Source organism: Rhodococcus sp. ACPA1 (assembly GCF_002300195.1).
Lineage (GTDB): Bacteria > Actinomycetota > Actinomycetes > Mycobacteriales > Mycobacteriaceae > Rhodococcus_F > Rhodococcus_F opacus.
In genome coordinates this window covers 441,644-461,291 of record NZ_NSDX01000011.1, presented here as the reverse complement: position 1 = coordinate 461,291, position 19,648 = coordinate 441,644, and the positions used below count along the sequence as shown (strand labels likewise).

Here is a 19,648-nt window from a genome sequence, read left to right as displayed (position 1 = left end):
ACATATGTTCGTGTCCGATTCGCCGCGCCCGCGCATCTCGAGTGGCGCCGAGGCGACCATCCTGCACGCCGACCTCGATGCGTTCTACGCCTCGGTGGAGCAACGGGACGACCCCGGCCTGCGGGGGCGTCCGGTGATCGTCGGCGGCGGCGTCGTGCTGGCCGCGAGCTACGAGGCGAAGGCGTACGGGGTGCGCACCGCCAGCAGCGGTGCGCAGGCGCTGCGCCTGTGCCCGCACGCCGTCGTGGTGCGCCCACGAATGTCGGCGTATGCGGCCGCGAGCAAGGCGGTGTTCGAGGTGTTCGGCCGGACGACGCCCCTGGTCGAGGGACTGTCGATCGACGAGGCCTTCCTCGACGTCGCCGGTCTCCGCAAGATCGCGGGCGCGCCGGTCGACATCGCGGCGCGTCTGCGCCGCGACGTACGCGAGCAGGTGGGTCTGCCGATCACGGTCGGAATCGCGAGAACGAAGTTCCTCGCCAAGGTCGCCAGCGCGGTGGGCAAACCCGACGGACTGTTGCACGTGCCGCCGGACCACGAGATCGAGTTCCTCCATCCGCTGCCGGTCGAAAGGCTGTGGGGTGTCGGGGCGGTGACGTCGGTCAAGCTCCGCGACGCCGGGATTGCCACCGTCGGGCAGCTCGCCCACTATCCCGAAGAGCTGCTCGTGTCCGTCGTCGGACCCGCGGCGGGCCACCACCTCCACGCGCTCGCGTGGGCACGAGATCCACGTCCCGTGCAGGTGGGGCGCAGGCGGAGATCCGTCGGCGCGCAGCACGCTCTGGGGCGCAGACCGAAGTCGAGGGAGGACGTGGACGCCGCGCTGGTGACGTTGGTCGACCGGGTGGCCGGCCGGCTGCGCCGCGGCAAGCGGGTCGGGCGCACGGTGGTGCTCCGGCTGCGGTTCGACGACTTCACCCGGGTCACGCGTTCGCACACACTCGCGCAGCCGTCGGCTCAGACGCAGACGATCCTCACGACGGCCCGGGGCCTGCTGAACAACGCGATGCCGATGATCGAACGCCAGGGCATCACCCTCGTCGGAGTCGCGGTGGCCAACCTCGAGGACGACTGCCCGCAACAGCTGGCGCTGCCGTTCGACCCGTACACGAGCAGTTCGCTCGACAGCACGCTCGACAGCCTCCGCGACCGCTTCGGTTCCTCGGCCGTCACCCGCGCGGTGCTGCTGGGCCGGGATCAGGGTGTGACGGTGCCGATCCTGCCGGACTAGCCCGGCAGGATCGGCACCGGTCAGCTCGCGTCGAACTTCCGGGCCGCCAGCGACCGGACGATCCCGGCGCGGCCCTCGACCACCAGGCGGCGCAGGGCCGGCGGATGGTCGCCGGCCAGGAATGCGTCGGCTGCCGCCACGGATTCCTCGCTGATCGACCACGACGGATACAGACCCACGACGACGGTCTGCGCGACCTCGCTCGAACGCCGCTCCCACACCGCGGGAATGTCCGCGAAGTAGCGGGCCACGTACGGTGCGAGGATCTCGGACTGTCCGTGACCGGCGAAGGCGCCGATGATCGAGCGGGCGGTGATGTTCGGCACGGAATCGTCGCCGACCACCAGGTTCCACGCCTGTTCCTTCACCGCGGCCTGCGGGCGGACGGTGGCCGCCGCGGCGGCGTTGCGGGCACCTGCCGCGGTGGGGTCGCGTTCGGCTTCGGCGTCGATGAACGGCGTCTCGATGCCCTCGGAGTCGATCTCACCGGCCCCTGCGAGTGCGGTGACGAGACGCCAGCGCAGGTCCGTGTCGACGACGAGCCCCGGAAGCCCGACCGTCTCGGGTGCGGCGTCGAGCAGTTCCTGCAGAACCTCGGTGTGCCACGCCGACAGCTGCGCCCCCGCCAGCGCGTTGACGAACGCCAGCTGGTGATCCGAACCCGGCTCGGCTTCCCGCGCCAGTTCGAGGAGCCGGTTCGCGAAGTCCGGCCAGCCGTGTTCCTTGGCCCACTCGGGTTCGGCGTAGCTGTGCAGCGCGGTCTGGGCCTGCATCAGCAGTCGCTGGACGACGCCGACCTCGGTTTCGGCGCCGACGCCGCGCTGCACGAGGGCGACGAAGTCCCGCGCCTTGAGTTCGGCCTGACGCGTCATCTCCCAGGCCGCCGACCACACCAGGGTGCGGGGCAGGGGCTCGTCGATGTCGCCGATGCGGTCGATGGCGGTGGCGAGCGAGTCGGGATCGAGCCGCAGCGAGCAATACGTGAGGTCGTCGTCGTTGACGAGGATCAGCTGACCGCGTTCGACACCGACGAGTTCGGTGACGTCGGTGCGTTCGGTGGCGTCGAGGTCGAGTTCGACCCGCTTCGTGCGCACGAGCTTGCCGTCGCGGTCGTCGTACACACCGACGGCGATGCGGTGTACTCGTCGCTCGCCGGCACCCGGTGCGGCGCCGGACTGCAGGACGGCGAACCGGGTGAACTTGCCGTCCGCGTCGACGTCGAATTCGGGGCGCAGGATGTTGAGCCCGGTGGTCTTGAGCCACTGGGCTCCCCAGTCGGACAGGTCGCGGCCCGAGGACTTCTCGAGTGCGCCGAGGAGGTCGTCGAACGTGGCGTTGTCGAAGGCGTGGTCGCGGAAGTAGTCCCGCAGGCCGGACAGGAAGGGGTCGAGCCCGACATATGCGACGAGCTGCTTGAGGACCGAGGCGCCCTTCGCGTACGTGATGCCGTCGAAGTTCACCTCGACCGCGGCGAGGTCGGGGATGTCGGCGGCGATGGGGTGGGTGGACGGCAGCTGATCCTGCCGGTACGCCCACGACTTCTCGACGTTGGCGAACGTGGTCCACGCGTTGGTGTACTCGGTGGCCTCGCTCTGGCAGAGCACGGAGGCGAACGTCGCGAAGGACTCGTTGAGCCACAGGTCGTCCCACCAGCGCATGGTGACGAGGTCGCCGAACCACATGTGCGCCATCTCGTGCAGCACGGTCTCGGCCCGCCGCTCGTACGACGCCCGCGTCACCTTGGACCGGAAGACGTAGTCCTCGAGGAACGTCACGGCGCCGGCGTTCTCCATTGCGCCCGCGTTGAATTCGGGGACGAACAGCTGGTCGTACTTCCCGAACGCGTAGGGGGTGCCGAAATTGCGGTGGTAGAACTCGAAGCCCTGCTTGGTTTCCGTGAACAGGCGCTCGGAGTCCATGTGCTTCCCGAGGGAGGCGCGGCAGTAGATCGCGAGGGGGATGTCGCCGTGCTCGTCGGAGTAGTTGTCGGTCCATTCCGCGTACGGGCCGGCGATGAGCGCGACGAGGTAGGTGCTCATCTTCGGTGTGGTGCGGAAGATGTGGCGGCCGGCTTCCGGCGCCACCGTCTCGACGGTCGCGGAGTTGGAGATCACCTTCCAGTCGGCGGGGGACGTGACGTGCACGTCGAACGTCGCCTTCAGGTCGGGCTGGTCGAAGCAGGCGAACATGCGCTTGGCGTCGGCGGTCTCGAACTGCGAGTACAGGTACACCGCGTCGTCGGTCGGGTCCACGAAGCGGTGTAGCCCTTCACCGGTGTGCGAGTACGCGCAGTCGGCCTCGACCACCAGTTCGTTGCGTTCCGCGAGATCGGTGAGTGTGATGCCGGTGGACTCGTCGTAATCCGACACGTCGACGGGGGAGCCGTTCAGCGTGGCCGAATGCACACGGGCCGCGACGATGTCGACGAATGTGGACGCGCCGGGGGTGGCCCCGAACGTGACGGTGGTGCGGGAGGAGAACGTCTCGACTCCGGGCTGACCTGTCCCGTCGGTGAGGTCGAGTTCGATCAGGTAGTTGTCGACGGTCAGCAGTCCGGCTCGTTCGGCTGCCTGTTCGCGGGTCAGGTTCGGTGGGGCCACAGAGGTCTCCTCGTGATCGGCGGCGGTGCTCGTACTCGATGCTGCCATCCCATCACGAGTGGGCCGGGGGTGTTAACCGGACAGGTCGGTCAATGGCACTGCAGGGTCGGCCAGGCGGTCGGGATCGACCGGGGCGGACGAGGACACCAGTTGCTTGATCTGATCGGTGACATCCCAGATGTTGACGTTCATGCCGGCGAGGACGTGATTGTCCGCGTCGAGCCAGAAGGCCACGAACTCGCGTGCGGCGAAATCGCCACGCACGACCACCCGGTCGTACGAATCGTGCGGGGCGTACCCCACGTATTCCATGCCCAGATCGAACTGGTCGGTGAAGAAGTAGGGCAGGTTCCCGTATTCGGCCTCGTGCCCGAGCATGGTGGCGGCGGCCACGGCCGGCTGGTTGAGCGCGTTCGCCCAGTGCTCGACCCGGATTCGGGTGCCGAGCTGCGGATGCCACTGCGCGGCGATGTCGCCGACCGCGACGACGTCGGGGTCGCTGGTCTGCAACCCGGCGTCGACGAGAACGCCGCCGTCGACGTCGAGTCCGGCCCGCTCCGCGATCTCGATGTTGGGTGCCGCGCCGACGGCGACGAGGACCGCGTCGGCGGGCAGGACGGTGCCGTCGCCCAGCCGAACCCCGGTGGCCTTGCCGTCGTCGACGACGATCTCCTCGACCGTGGCGCCGAGGTGCAGTTGAACGCCGTGCTCGCGGTGGAGTTCGGCGAAGACCGAGCCGATCTCGGGGCCGAGCGAGCCGAGCAGGGGAACTTCGGCGGCTTCCACCACCGTCACGTCGGCGCCCTTCTCCCGTGCGGAGGCGCCCACCTCGAGGCCGATCCAGCCGGCGCCGATCACTACGAGTCGTCGGCCACCGGCGACCGCGTCGATGAGCTTGTCCGATTCGTCGATGGTGCGGAGGTAGTGGACTCCCTCGGCGTCGGACCCGGAGATCGGTGGGCGGCGCGAGCGCGAACCGGTGGCCAGGGCGAGCTTGTCGTAGCCCAGCGTGGAACCGTCCGGCAGCGTCACTGTGTGGGCGGTGAGGTCGAGGGCGGTGGCGGTGGTGCCGAGCCGCAGGTCCACGTGATGGTCGCGATACCAGTCACCGTGGTGGACGGTGAAGTCGCCGAGAGCCTTCTTGCCTGCGAAGTGTTCCTTCGACAGCGGAGGTCGCTCGTAGGGAAGATGCTCCTCCTCCGACAGGAGGATGATCGATCCGTCGAAATCCTTGTCACGCAATGATTCTGCCGTTTTCGCTCCGGCGAGGCCGCCGCCGACGACGACGAACGTGCGAGTGGAGGACATGTGAGGATGCTCCCTTCCGGTCGACCACGTTCGACCCTACTGCCGCGAGCGGGGTCTCCGGGAAGGATTCCCGGCAGGGAGGTGTTGACTGGACGGGAATGTGTACATCACCGAGAAGGAGCATCACGTGAGTGCTGGGACGAACGCCGGGACCGCCAGGGACGTCGCTGATTTCTGGTTCGACCCACTGTGCCCGTGGTGCTGGATCACCTCGCGATGGATCCTCGAGGCCACGCAGGTGCGCGACCTGGACGCGAACTTCCACGTGATGAGCCTGGCCGTCCTGAACGAGGGCCGGGATCTGCCGGAGGAATACCGCGAACTCATGACCAAGGCGTGGGGCCCGGTGCGGGTGCTGATCGCGGCCGCGCAGAAGCACGGCGACGAGATCCTGCTGCCGCTGTACACGGCGATGGGCACGCTCATCCACAACGAGGGCAACAAGGACTTCGGCGACGTGATCGTCAAGTCGCTCGCCGAGGTCGGGCTGCCGGCCGAACTGGCCGAGGCCGCCGAATCCGAGGAGTACGACGCCGCACTGCGCGAGAGTCACGCCGCAGGCATGGACGCCGTCGGACCGGACGTGGGAACCCCGACCATCCACGTCAACGGTGTCGCGTTCTTCGGCCCGGTCCTGTCGCGGATTCCTCGCGGCGAGGACGCGGGCAAGGTGTGGGACGGTGCGGTCGCACTGGCCGGCTACCCGCACTTCTTCGAGCTGAAGCGCACCCGGACCGAAGACCCTCAGTTCGACTGAGCCCCGTCCCGGGCACGGTCACCGAGTGACGGGCCCGGCCGGGTCGGCCGCGTACTGCAGTAGCTGCGGATCGCGGTAGATCTGGCCGGGTTTCACGAACAGGTGACCGTGCCGGGTCCTGTTCCGCAGGGCGGCGGCGCGCCAGGTCAGCACCGGATGTCCCGACAGCAGATTCACGAACCACGGGAAGAACCCGCGTTCGGTGGTGGCCCGGTCGGCGAGTTCGTCGAATCCGACGATGCTCACGAGATATTTACCCGCGCCCAGAACACCCATCGCGCCGCGGGCGCCCTGGGGCCGGACGCAGTAGCCGTGGTTGTCTGCGGTGTATTCCATCGATCGGAACAGGGCCGACCCGACGACGGGAATGTAATTGGCGGCGAACTGTCCCAGTTGCCGCCAGTAGGACGCGTGACCGGCCGCGATGTGACCGACTTCGTGGCCGATGATGAAGGCGAGCGCGTCGGGCTCGCGGGCCTCGCCGCCGATCTCGAACAGGTCGCTGTACACCACGACGAAGCGGCGGAAACCGTGTCCGGACGCGAACGCGTTGATCCGGCCGTTCCCGAGCACGACGTATGCGTCGGGCGGTTCGGTCATCCCGAACCGCGCAGCCGCTTCGGCCACCATCCGATACCCGTCGGGGAACTGGGTGGGCGTCATCTTGATCCCGTTCACCTGCTGCGAGCCGTAGAGTTGGCCGCGGCCGACGGCGATGAGAATCGGCGCGACCAGCACGATGAGCACCCAGGTGGACACCACGCCGAGGAAGAGCGCCGCGATCGCCGCGACGTAGGCGACGACGGTGAGAACGATCGCCGCCACGAGCAGCGGGATCTCCCACGAGTGCCGGGCGGGCCTGTCGTTCGGCATGAGGCCCGGCAACGGGACCGGAGGATTCCATCCCGTCCCGCCACTCCACTGGTGCGGCGCGGGGGCCTGCCGATGCCCCGGATACGGCTGTCCCCAGTTCTGTCCGTTGTCGGGATACATGCTGATCACGATAAGCGTCCCGGGCCCCTGACACGATTCGCGAGGACGCCTGACAGAATCACCAGTCATGCGCGTATACCTGGGTGCCGACCATGCCGGATTCGAACGTAAGAACGAGATCATCGAACACCTGAAGGCCGCGGGCCACGAGACCGTCGACTGCGGCGCTCACGTCTACGACGCCCTCGACGACTACCCCGCCTTCTGCATCGAGACGGCCCGTCGTGTCGTAGCCGACGAGGGCAGCCTCGGCATCGTGCTGGGCGGCAGCGGCAACGGTGAGCAGATCGCCGCGAACAAGGTGAAGGGTGCGCGATGTGCCCTGGCGTGGAGCGTCGAGACCGCGCAGCTGGCCCGCCAGCACAACAACGCTCAGCTGATCGGCCTCGGCGGCCGCATGCACTCGCTCGAGGAGTCCCTCGCGATCGTGGACGCGTTCCTCGCCGCCGAGTGGTCGAACGAGGAGCGCCACCAGCGCCGCATCGACATTCTGTCCGAGTTCGAGAAGACCGGCGTCGTCCCGGCCCTGCCCGAGGCCTGATCGTCCTTGCCCGAAGGTCACACCCTGCACCGGCTGGCCCGGCTGCACCAACGCCGGTTCGCCGGTTCGCCGGTGCGGGTGCTGAGCCCGCAGGGCAGATTCGCGGAGGACGCGGCCCTCGTCGACGGCCGTGTCCTGGTCACGTCCGAGGCCTGGGGTAAACACCTGTGGCATCACTACGAGTCCGGACTCGTAGTGCACGTCCACCTGGGACTGTACGGAGCGTTCACGGAATCAGCCGTCCCCATGGAACCGCCGGTCGGCCAGGTCAGGATGCGGATGGTCGGCGCCGAGTTCGGCACCGACCTCCGCGGTCCGACCGCCTGCGAGGTTCTCCATCCGCCACAGGTCGCCGCCATCGAGGCGCGGCTGGGCCCGGACCCGCTGCGGAAGGACGCCGACCCCGACAAGGCGTGGAAACGCATCTCGGCGTCGAAGACCCCGATCGGGGCTCTGCTGATGGATCAGGCCGTGATCGCGGGCATCGGCAACGTGTACCGGGCGGAGGTCCTGTTCCGGCACGGCATCGACCCCGACAGGCCCGGCCGCGCGCTGTCCCGTGACGAGTGGGACGCGCTGTGGGCCGACCTCGTCGCCCTGATGAAGGTCGGGGTCCGCCGCGGCACGATGCACGTCGTCCGTCCCGAGGACGATCACGGCGATCCGGCGTACGCGAAGGACCGTCCCCGGACGTACGTCTACCGGCGGGCGGGATCACCGTGCCGGATCTGCGGCACCCCGGTGGCCCACTCGGTCATGAAGGGCCGCAACCTCTTCTGGTGTCCGCGCTGCCAGCCCTCCTGACGGCCGGCTAGAAGTCGAACCCACCACCGAAGTCGAACCCGCCGCCGTCTCCGCCGCCGCCGCCGAAGTCGAATCCGCCGCCGTCGCCACCGGCGTCCCCGCCCATGTCGCCGCCGCCGTCTCCGCCTGCGTCACCGCCGTCCCCGCCTGCGTCCGCGCCCGCGTCACCGGTGTCCTGGGACGCGTCGCCCGCTCCGCTCTCGAAGCCCTGCGCGTCGTACCCCACTCCGGCCATCCCGGAGAACATCGCCGAGAACAGGAACATCGAGCCCAAGCCCCACGCGCCTGCGACGAGAGCGGGCTTCCACCACGGCTCCGAGTACCAGCCGGCCGGTACCGGGCGTCCCGCGACGCGGCCGCCGGGGTAGTAGTTCGGTGTCTTCGACGACGGGTTCGGCGACGCCGCGACCTGCCGCCCCTCGAACTCGACCTCGCGGTCCTCGGTGACCGCGCCCGCGGACTTCTGGCCGTCGATCGACGGAATCTCCGGGCCGGGGTCCATGCCCATGGCCGTCCGGGCAGCGCGGATGTAGTACAGACCCTCGAGTGCCGTCTGCTTGGCGAGACGCGCCTGGACGGGCGTCGTGGCCTGATCGATCTGGGAGCCGGCAGCGGTGTAGCGCTCGGACGCGTCGGCGAGTGCCTGCTGGGAGGCGGTGTCGGACCCGGTGAGGCTGTACACCTGCCCGCCGAGCCGTTCGATGGCCTGGCGAGCGTCCGCCTTGGCGTCCTCGAGCTGATTCGCGGTCTGCCCGGCGCGGTTGCTGCGGCTCCTCACCACCAGGAAGGCGACCGCCGCCACGATCACGAGAATGAGTAGCAGTTCCACGGTGGGCCTCCGGAGTTCTCGCGGACCGCCGGCTGCGGGGCGGCAACATCCACGAGTAGGGGACAAATCGGACATCTCCCAGAGTACTGACCGAAATCGTGGTTACGCGCTCGGCGAACGAGGGAGTGGTCCGCTGGAGGGCGAGTGGGGCCGCGTCCATCATCTATGTGACGCATGTCATAGTGGATGCGGTCTCCGCGGCCGCCCTCGAACGTGAAAAAAGGAGCGTCCCCTGGGGTGGGAACGCTCCTGTGTGGAGGGGATGACGGGAATCGAACCCGCGTAATCAGTTTGGAAGACTGAGGCTCTACCATTGAGCTACATCCCCGTGCATACGACTACCTGGGATCGCCATGCATGTCGTCTGCGATGAGTGACTGTACCCAACCTCGCTTTGGATTTCATAATCGGGGGGCCGTAGGATTCTTCCTCGGGTCCTCGCGAGGTTGGCGAGAGCCGGCTTCGACCGGGGTGTAGCGCAGCTTGGTAGCGCATCCGCTTTGGGAGCGGAGGGTCGCAGGTTCAAATCCTGTCACCCCGACCAGAACCACAGGGCAGGTAACTGCCGCACAGAAAAGCACGACCACACGAAGGAGCCAGTCCGTGAAGAGCACCGTCGAGCAGCTCAGCCCGACGCGAGTCCGTATCAACGTTGAGGTGCCCTTCGAGGAGCTCAAGCCTGATTTCGACAAGGCCTACAAGGCCCTCGCGCAACAGATCCGTCTCCCCGGCTTCCGTCCGGGCAAGGCACCGGCCAAGTTGCTCGAAGCCCGTGTCGGTCGTGGCGCAGTCCTGGAGCAGGTCGTCAACGACGCACTCCCGTCCCGCTACTCCGAGGCCGTCACCAGCGCCTCGGTGAAGGCGATCGGTCAGCCCGAGATCGAGATCACGAAGATCGAGGACGGCGAGCTCCTCGAGTTCAGCGCCGAGGTCGACGTCCGTCCCGAGATCACGCTGCCCGACTACAGCGAGCTGAGCGTCACCGTCGATCCGATCGAGATCACCGACGAGGCCGTCGAGGAGCAGCTCCTGTCGCTGCGTCAGCGCTTCGGCACCCTCACCGGTGTCGAGCGTGCGGTCGAGGACGGAGACTTCATCTCCATCGACCTGGCGGCCACCGTCGACGGTGAGGCCGTCCCCGAGGCCACCGCGAGCGGTCTGTCGCACGAGGTCGGTTCGGGTCAGCTCATCGAGGGCCTCGACGAGGCCGTCGTCGGCGTCAAGGCCGGCGAGTCCAAGGAGTTCACCTCGACGCTCGTCGCCGGTGACCACGCGGGCAAGGAAGCTGTCGTCACCGTCACCGTCGGCACCGTCAAGGAGCGCGAGCTGCCTGCCGAGGACGACGAGTTCGCTCAGCTGGCAAGTGAGTTCGACACCCTCGACGAGCTGAAGGCCGACCTGCGTGAGCGCGTCGGACGCGTCCGCAAGGTGGAGCAGGCCGGTCAGATCCGCGACAAGGTCCTCGAGACCCTGCTCGAGACCGTCGAGGTCCCGCTGCCCGAGGCCGTCGTCAAGGCCGAGGTCGACGCTGCACTGCACGATGCGGTGCACGGCCTCGACCACGACGAGGAAGCGCTGAACAAGCTCCTCGAGGAGCAGGGCACGAGCCGCGAAGAGTTCGACAAGGACGCCAAGGAGAGCGCCGAGCGCTCGGTGAAGACCCAGCTGCTGCTGGACGCCATCGCCGACGCCTCCGACGTCACCGTCGGCCAGGACGAGCTCACCGAGCGCATCCTGTTCCAGGCGCAGCGCTACGGCATGGCGCCCGAGCAGTTCATCCAGCAGATCCAGCAGGCCGGTCAGCTCGGCGCCGTCTTCGCGGACGTGCGTCGCGGCAAGGCTCTCGCCGGTGTCGTCGAGCAGGCCACCGTCACCGACACCTCGGGTGCCGCTGTCGACACCGCCGAACTGTTCGGCAACGGTGAGGCCGACACCGAGGAGACTGCGTCCACGGACGAGGCTGCGTCGGATTCCGCCGAGGGCGAAGACCAGAAATAATGCTGGTCGCGGGATGTTTCTCTCGCGTTCGGCTGTGAGTTGTTTTCCGCTTTGAGCGAAGTAGGGCGGCACCGGGACTCCGGTGCCGCCCTCCTTCGTTAGTGTCTGTGTCAGCAATCAACGATTTACGGAGAAGGCAGGTACCGTGACTTCCAATCACCTGGAGACTTTGCAGAGTCCCGCCATGACTTCAGCCACCGCTGGGTTGAACCTCAGCGACTCGGTGTACGAACGCCTGCTGCGCGAGCGCATCATCTTCCTCGGTACCCAGGTCGACGACGACATCGCGAACAAGCTGTGCGCTCAGATCCTGCTGCTGTCGGCAGAGGATCCCAGCCGGGACATCTCCCTCTACATCAACTCGCCCGGCGGTTCGGTCAGCGCCGGGATGGCGATCTTCGACACGATGCAGTTCGCCGAGTGCGACGTCGCGACGTTCGGCATGGGTCTGGCCGCGTCGATGGGCCAGTTCCTGCTCTCCGCCGGGGCCAAGGGCAAGCGGTACGCGCTCCCGCACGCGCGGATCATGATGCACCAGCCGTCCGCCGGAATCGGTGGTACCGCCAGTGACATCGCGATCATGGCCGAGCAGTTCGCGCACACCAAGCGCGAAATGGCCGAGCTGATCGCCGAGCACACCGGTCAGACGGTCGAGCAGATCACCGCCGATTCGGATCGTGACCGCTGGTTCACCGCGAAGCAGGCTCTCGAATACGGTTTCGTCGACCACGTCGTCTCCCGCGCGGCGCAGGCGGGCGGGACCGGGCTGTAGCGGCCCGGCTTCCTCACTGACCGCTCCCACACATCCTTTGGAGAACTGATGACCAACCTGTTCGATCCCCGCAGCCTGGGAGGCCAGGCGCCCGCAGGCCCCGAGTCGCGTTACATCCTGCCGTCGTTCATCGAGCACTCGAGCTACGGCGTCAAGGAGTCCAACCCGTACAACAAGCTGTTCGAGGAGCGCATCATCTTCCTCGGCGTGCAGGTGGACGACGCGTCGGCCAACGACGTGATGGCTCAGCTGCTCGTTCTCGAGTCGCTGGACCCCGATCGCGACATCACCATGTACATCAACTCGCCGGGTGGCTCGTTCACCTCGCTGATGGCGATCTACGACACCATGCAGTACGTGCGCGCCGACATCACGACGGTGTGCCTCGGCCAGGCGGCCTCGGCTGCCGCGGTCCTGCTGGCGGCCGGTAGCCCCGGCAAGCGTCTCGCCCTGCCGAATGCTCGTGTCCTCATCCATCAGCCCGCCACCGGCGGCATCCAGGGTCAGGTCTCCGACCTCGAGATCCAGGCTGCCGAGATCGAGCGGATGCGTCGCCTGATGGAGACCACCCTCGCGAAGCACACCGGCAAGGATGCCGACGTGATCCGCAAGGACACCGATCGCGACAAGATCCTCACGGCCGCCGAGGCCAAGGAATACGGAATCATCGACGACGTGCTCGAGTACCGCAAACTCAGCGCCCAGAAGTGATTTCCTGCCGCCCCGGCTCGGGCGACACGCCGTTACGGCGCGGTTGCCGCGAGCCGGGTGCGGGATCGGCAAGGCTGGCTTTCCCGGAAGATCGGTGCGCGAATCACCGACAACCAGTCGACCTCGCTCGCGATCTGCGGGTACGGTCACATAACGGGCTTTCGTTTTCGGTCGGTGCGCGCACGGCGTGGGATCGGTTCGATGGTTGCACGTAGACGAAGGAAGTAGGGACCTGACGAGATGGCACGCATCGGTGACGGCGGGGATCTGCTCAAGTGCTCTTTCTGCGGTAAGAGCCAGAAGCAGGTCAAGAAGCTCATTGCTGGGCCTGGGGTGTACATCTGCGACGAGTGCATCGACCTGTGCAACGAGATCATCGAAGAGGAGCTGGCCGAGTCCAGCGAGGTGAAGCTCGACGAGCTGCCGAAGCCGGCCGAGATCCGGGATTTCCTCGAGAACTACGTGATCGGCCAGGATGCCGCCAAGCGGACTCTCGCCGTTGCGGTCTACAACCACTACAAGCGCATCCAGGCCGGCGACAAGGGTCGTGACGCGCGCGGCGAGACGGTCGAGCTGGCGAAGTCGAACATTCTCATGCTCGGTCCCACGGGCTGCGGCAAGACGTATCTGGCTCAGACGCTGGCGAAGATGCTCAACGTCCCCTTCGCGATCGCCGATGCGACGGCGCTCACCGAAGCCGGCTACGTCGGTGAGGATGTCGAGAACATCCTCCTCAAGCTGATCCAGGCCGCCGACTACGACGTCAAGCGCGCCGAGACCGGCATCATCTACATCGACGAGGTCGACAAGATCGCCCGCAAGAGCGAGAACCCGTCGATCACGCGGGACGTGTCCGGTGAGGGTGTGCAGCAGGCTTTGCTGAAGATTCTCGAGGGCACGCAGGCCAGCGTGCCGCCGCAGGGCGGTCGCAAGCACCCGCATCAGGAGTTCATCCAGATCGACACGACGAACGTCCTGTTCATCGTGGCGGGCGCGTTCGCCGGCCTCGAGCGGATCGTGTCCGATCGCGTGGGCAAGCGCGGCATCGGTTTCGGTGCCGAGGTGCGGTCCAAGGCGGAGATCGACACGCAGGACCACTTCGCGGAGGTCATGCCGGAAGACCTGATCAAGTTCGGGCTGATCCCCGAGTTCATCGGCCGTCTGCCCGTTGTCGCGTCGGTGACGAACCTCGACAAGGAATCGCTCGTCCAGATCCTCTCCGAGCCGAAGAACGCGCTGGTCAAGCAGTACAACCGGTTGTTCGACATGGACGGCGTGGAGTTGGAGTTCACCACGGACGCGCTCGAGGCCATCGCCGACCAGGCGATCCTCCGCGGCACCGGTGCTCGTGGACTGCGCGCGATCATGGAGGAAGTCCTCCTGCCGGTCATGTACGACATCCCGAGCCGTGACGACGTCGAGAAGGTCGTGGTCAGCGCCGAGACGGTCAACGACAACGTGCTTCCGACCATCGTTCCGCGTAAGCCGGAGCGGGGAGAACGCCGAGACAAGTCCGCCTAGGCGGGAGCGCGCTGTATCCTGGGTGCGAACTAACTCACTAGTTCGTACAAATGGAGGTAATGCGCGCGATGACCGCTCCCGGACCGATCTTTGTTCTCAACGGCCCCAACCTGAACCTGCTGGGGCAACGGCAGCCCGAGGTGTACGGGCGGGAGACGCTCGACGACGTCGTGGAGTTGTGCCGCACGGCTGCCGCGAAGGCCGGACGTGAGATCGTCGCGCGGCAGTCCAATCACGAGGGCCACCTGATCGACTGGGTGCACGAGGCCCGGACCACGGCGTCGGGCGTCGTGATCAACCCCGGCGGTTTCACGCATACGTCGGTGGCGCTGCGCGACGCCCTGGTGACGCTCGAGGTGCCGCTCGTCGAGGTGCACATCAGCAACGTGCACGCCCGTGAGGAATTCCGGCACCACTCGTACGTGTCCGGAGTCGCGACCGGAGTGATCGCCGGACTCGGCATTCTCGGCTATGCGCTGGCCGTCGACTTCATCTGCAACAAGGGCTGACGGCACCATGGGACGACAGGTTCGTACGAGCGTTGCCACGGTATCCCTGAGCGGATCGCTGGAGGAGAAGGTCACCGCGATCGCGGCAGCCGGGTTCGACGGATTCGAGGTGTTCGAACCCGATTTCGTGAGCTCGCCGTGGTCGCCGCGTGAGCTGGCTTCCCGCGCAGCAGATCTCGGACTCACCCTCGATCTGTATCAGCCGTTCCGCGATCTGGATTCCGTGGACGACACGACGTTCGCGCGCAACCTGATCCGAGCCGAGCGCAAGTTCGACATCATGGAGCAGCTCGGCTGCGACACCCTGCTGGTGTGCTCCTCGCCGTTGCCCCAGGCGGTGCGGGACGACGCCCGCCTGACCGAGCAACTCCACACTCTCGCCGAGCGCGCACACAGCCGGGGACTCCGCATCGCGTACGAGGCGCTGGCCTGGGGCACGCACGTCAACACGTACCGGCATGCGTGGAAGATCGTGCAGGACGCCGACCATCCTGCCCTCGGCACCTGCCTCGACAGCTTCCACATCCTCTCCCGTGGCGACGACCCGTCCGGCATCCGCGACATCCCGGGGGAGAAGATCTTCTTCCTCCAGCTCGCCGACGCGCCCCGCATGTCGATGGACATCCTGCAGTGGAGCCGGCACCACCGGAACTTTCCGGGGCAGGGCAACTTCGATCTCGCGACGTTCGGCGCGCACGTCCAGGCCGCCGGATACACCGGACCGTGGTCGCTCGAGATCTTCAACGACACGTTCCGGCAGTCGTCCACGGGGCGCACGGCCGCCGACGCGCACCGCTCGCTGCTGTACCTCCAGGAGGAGGTCGCACGCGTGCAGGCCGAGCACGGTGAGGACACCGGTCGCGGTCTGGCGCTGTTCGAGCCGCCGCCGCGCGCACCCCTCGAAGGCATCGTGTCGCTCCGGCTCGCTGCCGGTCCCGGCAAGGATTCCGACCTTCGGCAGGCACTGCAGCACATCGGATTCCGTCTGGTGGGCCGGCACCGCAGTCACGACCTCCAGTTGTGGCGGCACGGCCGGATGACCATCGTGGTCGATGCGACCGCGGGCACCGTGTGGACCGCTCCGGGGTTGCCGGCGCACCTGCCGGTGCTCACCCAGATCGGTATCCGGTCGAGCGATCCCGACGCGTGGGGTGAGCGCGCCGCGGCGCTCGAGGTCCCGGTGCACGAGGTCCTGTTGCCCGGTGTCGACACCGCACCCGAATCGGATGTGGTGCGTCTCAAGATCACCGACGCGACGTCGCTGGATCTGCGCGGCCCGGGCAGCGCCGCGTCGTGGCAGTCGGCGTTCGATCTGTATCCGACGGAGTCGCGCTGGCAGGACGAGGTGCCCGTCTTCACCGGGGTCGATCACGTGGCGCTCGCCGTGCCGTCCGACAACTGGGACGGCATCATGCTGCTGCTCCGTTCGGTGTTCGCGATGGCGCCGCACGAGGGCCTCGACGTCACCGACGCGGTCGGAATGATGCGCAGTCAGGCACTGACGATGGATCAGACGGGTGCCGACGGTGTCGACCGTCCGCTGCGCATCTCCCTGAACATGGTTCCGGGCGCGGTGTCGGGCAACTCCCACATCGCCGCGGCTCGGCGCGGCGGCATCAGCCACGTCGCGTTCTCGTGCACGGACATTTTCACCGCCGCCGCGACCATGCAGTCCAACGGGTTCGAGCCCCTCGTGATTTCGCCGAACTACTACGACGACCTCGAGGCCCGCTTCGGGCTCTCCCGCGAGCTCCTGGACCGGATGAGCGGGTCGGGCATCATGTACGACCGCGATGCCCACGGCGAGTTCTTCCATCTGTTCACCCAGACGGTGGGCGCCGACCTGTTCTTCGAGGTGGTGCAACGCGTCGGCGGTTACGAGGGATACGGGGACGCGAACTCCGCGATGCGTCTGGCGGCCCAGTTGCGGGCGGCCGGCTGAGCGGTCGATTCGAAGGTCACGGAGCCCGCGGTCACGACCGCGGGCTCCGTGACTTCGGACACTTCTGGCGCGTGACCTCTGTCGTCGATGTGCGCTCACGGGGTGCATGTGACTGATGAGGTCGAGAAATCCAGTTCGAGACCTTGACCCCGTTCGAGCGCGTCAATGCGACGCGCGGGATTCAGCCTGATCCGTACTAACCTGTGTCGAAACCGTGACCGTTTCGTTATCGAACACGAACTCGACAGAGGAATGTGGTTTTGGCTCTACACCCGAACACCGTCCCGCAAGCCCGGCGCACCCGGCGCCTCGGTTCGACGAAGACCTCCCGCAGACGGCTGGTCGCGACCTCGCTGGCGGCCGCTGCACTGCTCGCATCCGGGGGTATCGCCTCCGCGGCCACCGGTGAGGTGGCGCAGGCGTCGACCGAGACGGGCGTGTCTCTCTCGACGCCGCCCCAGTTCCTGCAGGTCACGCGCCCGGTACCCGTCGACTACGCCGAACAACTCCAGCGCGCCGCCCAGCGTGAGGTCGAGCGGCTGGCGTTCGAGAAAGCCGAGGTCGAGCGCCTGGCTCGCGAGGCCGCCGAACAGGCTGCGCGCCAGGCGGCGGCCGAGGAAGCGGCACGCCGACCCGCTGTGCTGGTCCCGGCAGTCGGCACCTTCACCTCGGGCTTCGGTGCGCGTTGGGGTACGAACCACAACGGCATCGACATCGCGAACTCCATCGGCACCCCGATCAAGGCTGTCACCAACGGCACCGTGATCGAGAGCGGTCCGGCGTCGGGATTCGGGTTGTGGGTCCGCATCCAGCAGGACGACGGCACCACCGGCGTGTACGGCCACATCGACACGTCGCTGGTGTCGGTCGGGCAGCAGGTCCGGGCCGGCGACCAGATCGCCACCATGGGCAACCGGGGTCAGTCGACCGGACCGCACCTGCACTACGAGGTGTGGGCGGTCAACGGAACCAAGATCGATCCGGCGGGCTGGTTCCAATCGCGCGGCGTCCCCGTCCCCCAGGGGCAGGGCTAGGCGCGGGTGAGTCGCCGATCCACGCCGTCACGGCTGGTTGTACGGGGTGACCACCCGGATGGGTGACGCAGCGGTGGCGACGCCGCCGAGCGCGCCCGGGCCTGCAGCGGCATGCGGCACGCAGATGGGCGTCGGCCCGCGTGGCCGGTGCCGAAACTCCGCAGTGCGGCGCGGAACCCCATCTCCCGTTTCTCCTCGCCGCGGAAGGCATTGCTGCTCAGCGTGATCAGGACGATGGACGACGCGTTGCCGAGCCACTGGTCGGCAAGGTGGGCGGCGGTCGCCCCCGCGGCCCGGTTGTCGATCCCGATGTAGCCGGCCCGTGAGCTGCCCGGCACGTCGGTGGCATAGGTGACCACCGGTATCCCCGCCGCGGTGAGCCGGTCGATGGCCTCGACGACCTCGATGGAGTCGGAGGCCTTGACGATCACGCCCTGTGCCGCGGGCTCCGATCCGATCGAGCGTCTCGACCATCGCGGGTGTGGAGCCGGCTACCCGGAACTGGAACCGTGAGCGCACGACGGCAGGAGCGAGGGCTGGCAGTTCCGCCTCGACGGCCACGCGGAACGCGGTGGTGAAGCGCTCGGGTGACTGCATGACGACGTCGACGAGGAACTTGCGCCCACTCAGCTCGAGCTGAGTGCGATGTTTGTCGAGATCGCGGATTGCCTGCTGCACTTCCGCTCTCGTCGATTCCCGTACTCCGGGACGTTCGTGGAGGACGCGGTCGACGGTCGCCTCGCTCAATCCCGACTGCTGGTCTCACGAACCTTGTAGCGGTGCTTCACTGCCGCCTCCTGAGGTGAAAATGATGGGTTTCTGCTGTTGTTTGCCGCTCACATCACAGCAAGACTATTCCCATGACCATCACGACTCCTCCGCCGACCGGCCGGCGTGAGTGGATCCGCGACTCCGACTGCGACCTCGACGCGTTTCGCGCCTCGGTGGACCGCTCGACGGACCTCGCCGACTATCCGTTCGCTCACTCCGTGGAACAGAACGTCCTGCTGTACCGCAGTGACTCGCTGATTCCCCACCTCGACGACGCGCAGTCCCGCCGCGCCGTGCAGACCGAACTCGTGCGCGCGCTCACCGACGGCCCCGGAATCGTGGTGTTCCAGAACGCCTTCAGCGACCTCGCCGTGCTGGATCGCGCCACGGAACAATTCGACCTCCTCATCGCGCAGCAGCACGCGTCGGGTGGTGTGGTGGGTGACCACTTCGGCAAGGCGGGCGCCAACGACCGCATCTGGAATGCCGCGCAGAAGCTGGCTCTCGGCGCCCCGGAGGTGTTCGCCGAGTACTACGCCAACGACATTCTCGCGCTGATCTGTCAGAGCTGGCTGGGACCGCTGTATCAGGTGACGTCGCAGGTCAACGTGGTCAATCCCGGTGGTGCCGCGCAGGTGCCGCATCGGGACTACCACCTGGGTATCGTTCCCCGGGAGGAGCTGACCGAGTATCCGGCGCACCTGCACCGGATGTCGGCCGCCTTGACGCTGCAGGGGGCGGTGGCGCACTGCGACATGCCCGTCGAGAGCGGACCGACCCTGTATCTGCCGTACTCGCAACTGTTCGAGGCGGGCTACCTGGCGTTCTCCCGGCCGGAGTTCGTCGAGTTCTTCCGCGACAGTCATGTTCAGCTGCCGCTGCGGAAGGGTGACGCGGTGTTCTTCAACCCGGCGCTCTACCACGGCGCAGGCTGCAACCGTTCGGACGCGATCCGGCGGATGGCCAATCTGCTGCAGATCTCGTCGCCGTTCGGCCGGGCGATGGAGGTGCTGGACCGGGAGGCCATGGCGAACGCCGTGTATCCGGCACTGCTGGCACGGCAGAGTGCCGGGGCGAGCGAGCGCACCCTCCGCAATGCCGTCGTCGCGACGGCCGAGTGCTACCCGTTCCCCACCAACCTCGACCACGATCAGCCGGTGCACAGTCTCGCGCCGGCCACTCAGGTGGACACGGTGTGGGAAGCGTTGCGGGAAAACGCAGATCCGGCGGTGCTCGCCGAGCGTCTGGCCGCGCAGACCACCCGGCGGCGGCCGTGAGCGGGATTGCCGAAACGGCCACACTGTCACTACAACAGCACCGACCGGTG

At 67.4% G+C, this 19,648-nt stretch carries 16 protein-coding genes, 2 tRNA genes and 1 pseudogene; 13 read left to right on the top strand and 6 right to left on the bottom strand.

What is annotated here, in order from left to right; all coding sequences use genetic code 11:
• Positions 1-4 precede the first annotated feature (4 nt).
• Positions 5-1,231, top strand: coding sequence for a DNA polymerase IV (dinB, locus tag CJ177_RS38575; protein WP_005248208.1), 1,227 nt, complete (start codon positions 5-7; stop codon positions 1,229-1,231).
• A 20-nt stretch (positions 1,232-1,251) separates the two neighbouring features.
• On the opposite strand, the gene pepN is transcribed toward dinB, so the two are convergent.
• Positions 1,252-3,831, bottom strand: a complete 2,580-nt coding sequence (pepN, locus tag CJ177_RS38570; RefSeq protein WP_095870236.1) for an aminopeptidase N — start codon at positions 3,829-3,831, stop codon at positions 1,252-1,254.
• A 72-nt stretch (positions 3,832-3,903) separates the two neighbouring features.
• Entirely contained in the window at positions 3,904-5,139 is a 1,236-nt protein-coding gene (locus CJ177_RS38565; RefSeq protein WP_005248199.1) for an NAD(P)/FAD-dependent oxidoreductase, read from the bottom strand.
• Between the two features lie 100 nt (positions 5,140-5,239).
• Here CJ177_RS38565 and CJ177_RS38560 point away from each other — a divergent pair, with 100 nt between their 5' ends.
• On the top strand, positions 5,240-5,896 hold the full coding sequence (locus tag CJ177_RS38560; protein WP_025432963.1) for a DsbA family protein: 657 nt from the start codon (positions 5,240-5,242) through the stop codon (positions 5,894-5,896).
• Between the two features lie 18 nt (positions 5,897-5,914).
• Here CJ177_RS38560 and CJ177_RS38555 read toward each other — a convergent pair whose 3' ends face one another.
• Entirely contained in the window at positions 5,915-6,889 is a 975-nt protein-coding gene (locus CJ177_RS38555) for a M48 family metallopeptidase (protein ID WP_037181426.1), read from the bottom strand.
• 67 nt (positions 6,890-6,956) lie between these two features.
• Here CJ177_RS38555 and CJ177_RS38550 point away from each other — a divergent pair, with 67 nt between their 5' ends.
• Together CJ177_RS38550 and CJ177_RS38545 are read left to right on the top strand one after the other, a co-directional pair.
• Positions 6,957-7,430: a ribose-5-phosphate isomerase gene (locus CJ177_RS38550; RefSeq protein ID WP_061045790.1), complete on the top strand. Its 474-nt coding sequence runs from the start codon at positions 6,957-6,959 to the stop codon at positions 7,428-7,430.
• 6 nt (positions 7,431-7,436) lie between these two features.
• The gene (locus CJ177_RS38545; RefSeq protein WP_005248191.1) at positions 7,437-8,234 is read left to right on the top strand and encodes an Fpg/Nei family DNA glycosylase; all 798 of its coding nucleotides are present in this window, start codon (positions 7,437-7,439) and stop codon (positions 8,232-8,234) included.
• A 7-nt stretch (positions 8,235-8,241) separates the two neighbouring features.
• Here the strand turns inward: CJ177_RS38545 and CJ177_RS38540 are convergent, their stop codons facing one another.
• Positions 8,242-9,063, bottom strand: a complete 822-nt coding sequence (locus CJ177_RS38540; protein ID WP_061045791.1) for a hypothetical protein — start codon at positions 9,061-9,063, stop codon at positions 8,242-8,244.
• Positions 9,064-9,317: 254 nt separating this feature from the next.
• A tRNA-Gly gene (locus CJ177_RS38535) sits at positions 9,318-9,391 on the bottom strand.
• A gap of 139 nt (positions 9,392-9,530) precedes the next feature.
• Between CJ177_RS38535 and CJ177_RS38530 the strand changes: the two genes are divergently transcribed.
• The 8 genes from CJ177_RS38530 to CJ177_RS38490 all read left to right on the top strand — a co-directional run bounded on the left by CJ177_RS38530 (position 9,531) and on the right by CJ177_RS38490 (position 17,550).
• Positions 9,531-9,607, top strand: a tRNA-Pro gene (locus CJ177_RS38530).
• A gap of 59 nt (positions 9,608-9,666) precedes the next feature.
• A complete protein-coding gene (gene tig / locus CJ177_RS38525; RefSeq protein ID WP_005248188.1) occupies positions 9,667-11,061 on the top strand; it encodes a trigger factor in 1,395 nt (464 codons plus the stop codon).
• 184 nt (positions 11,062-11,245) lie between these two features.
• A complete protein-coding gene (locus tag CJ177_RS38520) occupies positions 11,246-11,833 on the top strand; it encodes an ATP-dependent Clp protease proteolytic subunit (RefSeq protein WP_025432961.1) in 588 nt (195 codons plus the stop codon).
• A 48-nt stretch (positions 11,834-11,881) separates the two neighbouring features.
• Positions 11,882-12,544, top strand: a complete 663-nt coding sequence (locus tag CJ177_RS38515) for an ATP-dependent Clp protease proteolytic subunit (RefSeq protein ID WP_005264334.1) — start codon at positions 11,882-11,884, stop codon at positions 12,542-12,544.
• 240 nt (positions 12,545-12,784) lie between these two features.
• Positions 12,785-14,065, top strand: coding sequence for an ATP-dependent Clp protease ATP-binding subunit ClpX (gene clpX / locus CJ177_RS38505; RefSeq protein WP_005248181.1), 1,281 nt, complete (start codon positions 12,785-12,787; stop codon positions 14,063-14,065).
• Between the two features lie 68 nt (positions 14,066-14,133).
• Positions 14,134-14,574 (top strand): type II 3-dehydroquinate dehydratase, encoded by a 441-nt coding sequence (aroQ, locus tag CJ177_RS38500; protein WP_005248177.1) that lies wholly within the window; start codon positions 14,134-14,136, stop codon positions 14,572-14,574.
• A gap of 7 nt (positions 14,575-14,581) precedes the next feature.
• Positions 14,582-16,516 carry a bifunctional sugar phosphate isomerase/epimerase/4-hydroxyphenylpyruvate dioxygenase family protein gene (locus CJ177_RS38495; RefSeq protein WP_095870205.1) on the top strand — a complete coding sequence of 645 codons (1,935 nt, stop codon included), beginning with the start codon at positions 14,582-14,584 and terminating at the stop codon, positions 16,514-16,516.
• Between the two features lie 260 nt (positions 16,517-16,776).
• Positions 16,777-17,550 carry a M23 family metallopeptidase gene (locus CJ177_RS38490; RefSeq protein WP_025432959.1) on the top strand — a complete coding sequence of 258 codons (774 nt, stop codon included), beginning with the start codon at positions 16,777-16,779 and terminating at the stop codon, positions 17,548-17,550.
• A gap of 149 nt (positions 17,551-17,699) precedes the next feature.
• Here the strand turns inward: CJ177_RS38490 and CJ177_RS38485 are convergent.
• Positions 17,700-18,338 (bottom strand): annotated as a pseudogene (locus CJ177_RS38485) (LacI family DNA-binding transcriptional regulator); the annotation flags it as partial.
• A 72-nt stretch (positions 18,339-18,410) separates the two neighbouring features.
• Between CJ177_RS38485 and CJ177_RS38480 the strand changes: the two are divergent.
• Positions 18,411-19,598: a phytanoyl-CoA dioxygenase family protein gene (locus tag CJ177_RS38480; protein ID WP_095870204.1), complete on the top strand. Its 1,188-nt coding sequence runs from the start codon at positions 18,411-18,413 to the stop codon at positions 19,596-19,598.
• Positions 19,599-19,648: the final 50 nt, after the last annotated feature.

Coding starts and splice junctions, on each gene's coding strand:
- dinB (WP_005248208.1), top strand. CDS start 5: ATGTTCGTGTCCGATTCGCCGCGCCCGCGCATCTCGAGTGGCGCCGAG.
- CJ177_RS38565 (WP_005248199.1), bottom strand. CDS start 5,139: ATGTCCTCCACTCGCACGTTCGTCGTCGTCGGCGGCGGCCTCGCCGGA.
- CJ177_RS38555 (WP_037181426.1), bottom strand. CDS start 6,889: ATGTATCCCGACAACGGACAGAACTGGGGACAGCCGTATCCGGGGCAT.
- CJ177_RS38550 (WP_061045790.1), top strand. CDS start 6,957: ATGCGCGTATACCTGGGTGCCGACCATGCCGGATTCGAACGTAAGAAC.
- CJ177_RS38520 (WP_025432961.1), top strand. CDS start 11,246: ATGACTTCAGCCACCGCTGGGTTGAACCTCAGCGACTCGGTGTACGAA.
- CJ177_RS38515 (WP_005264334.1), top strand. CDS start 11,882: ATGACCAACCTGTTCGATCCCCGCAGCCTGGGAGGCCAGGCGCCCGCA.
- clpX (WP_005248181.1), top strand. CDS start 12,785: ATGGCACGCATCGGTGACGGCGGGGATCTGCTCAAGTGCTCTTTCTGC.
- aroQ (WP_005248177.1), top strand. CDS start 14,134: ATGACCGCTCCCGGACCGATCTTTGTTCTCAACGGCCCCAACCTGAAC.
- CJ177_RS38495 (WP_095870205.1), top strand. CDS start 14,582: ATGGGACGACAGGTTCGTACGAGCGTTGCCACGGTATCCCTGAGCGGA.
- CJ177_RS38480 (WP_095870204.1), top strand. CDS start 18,411: ATGACCATCACGACTCCTCCGCCGACCGGCCGGCGTGAGTGGATCCGC.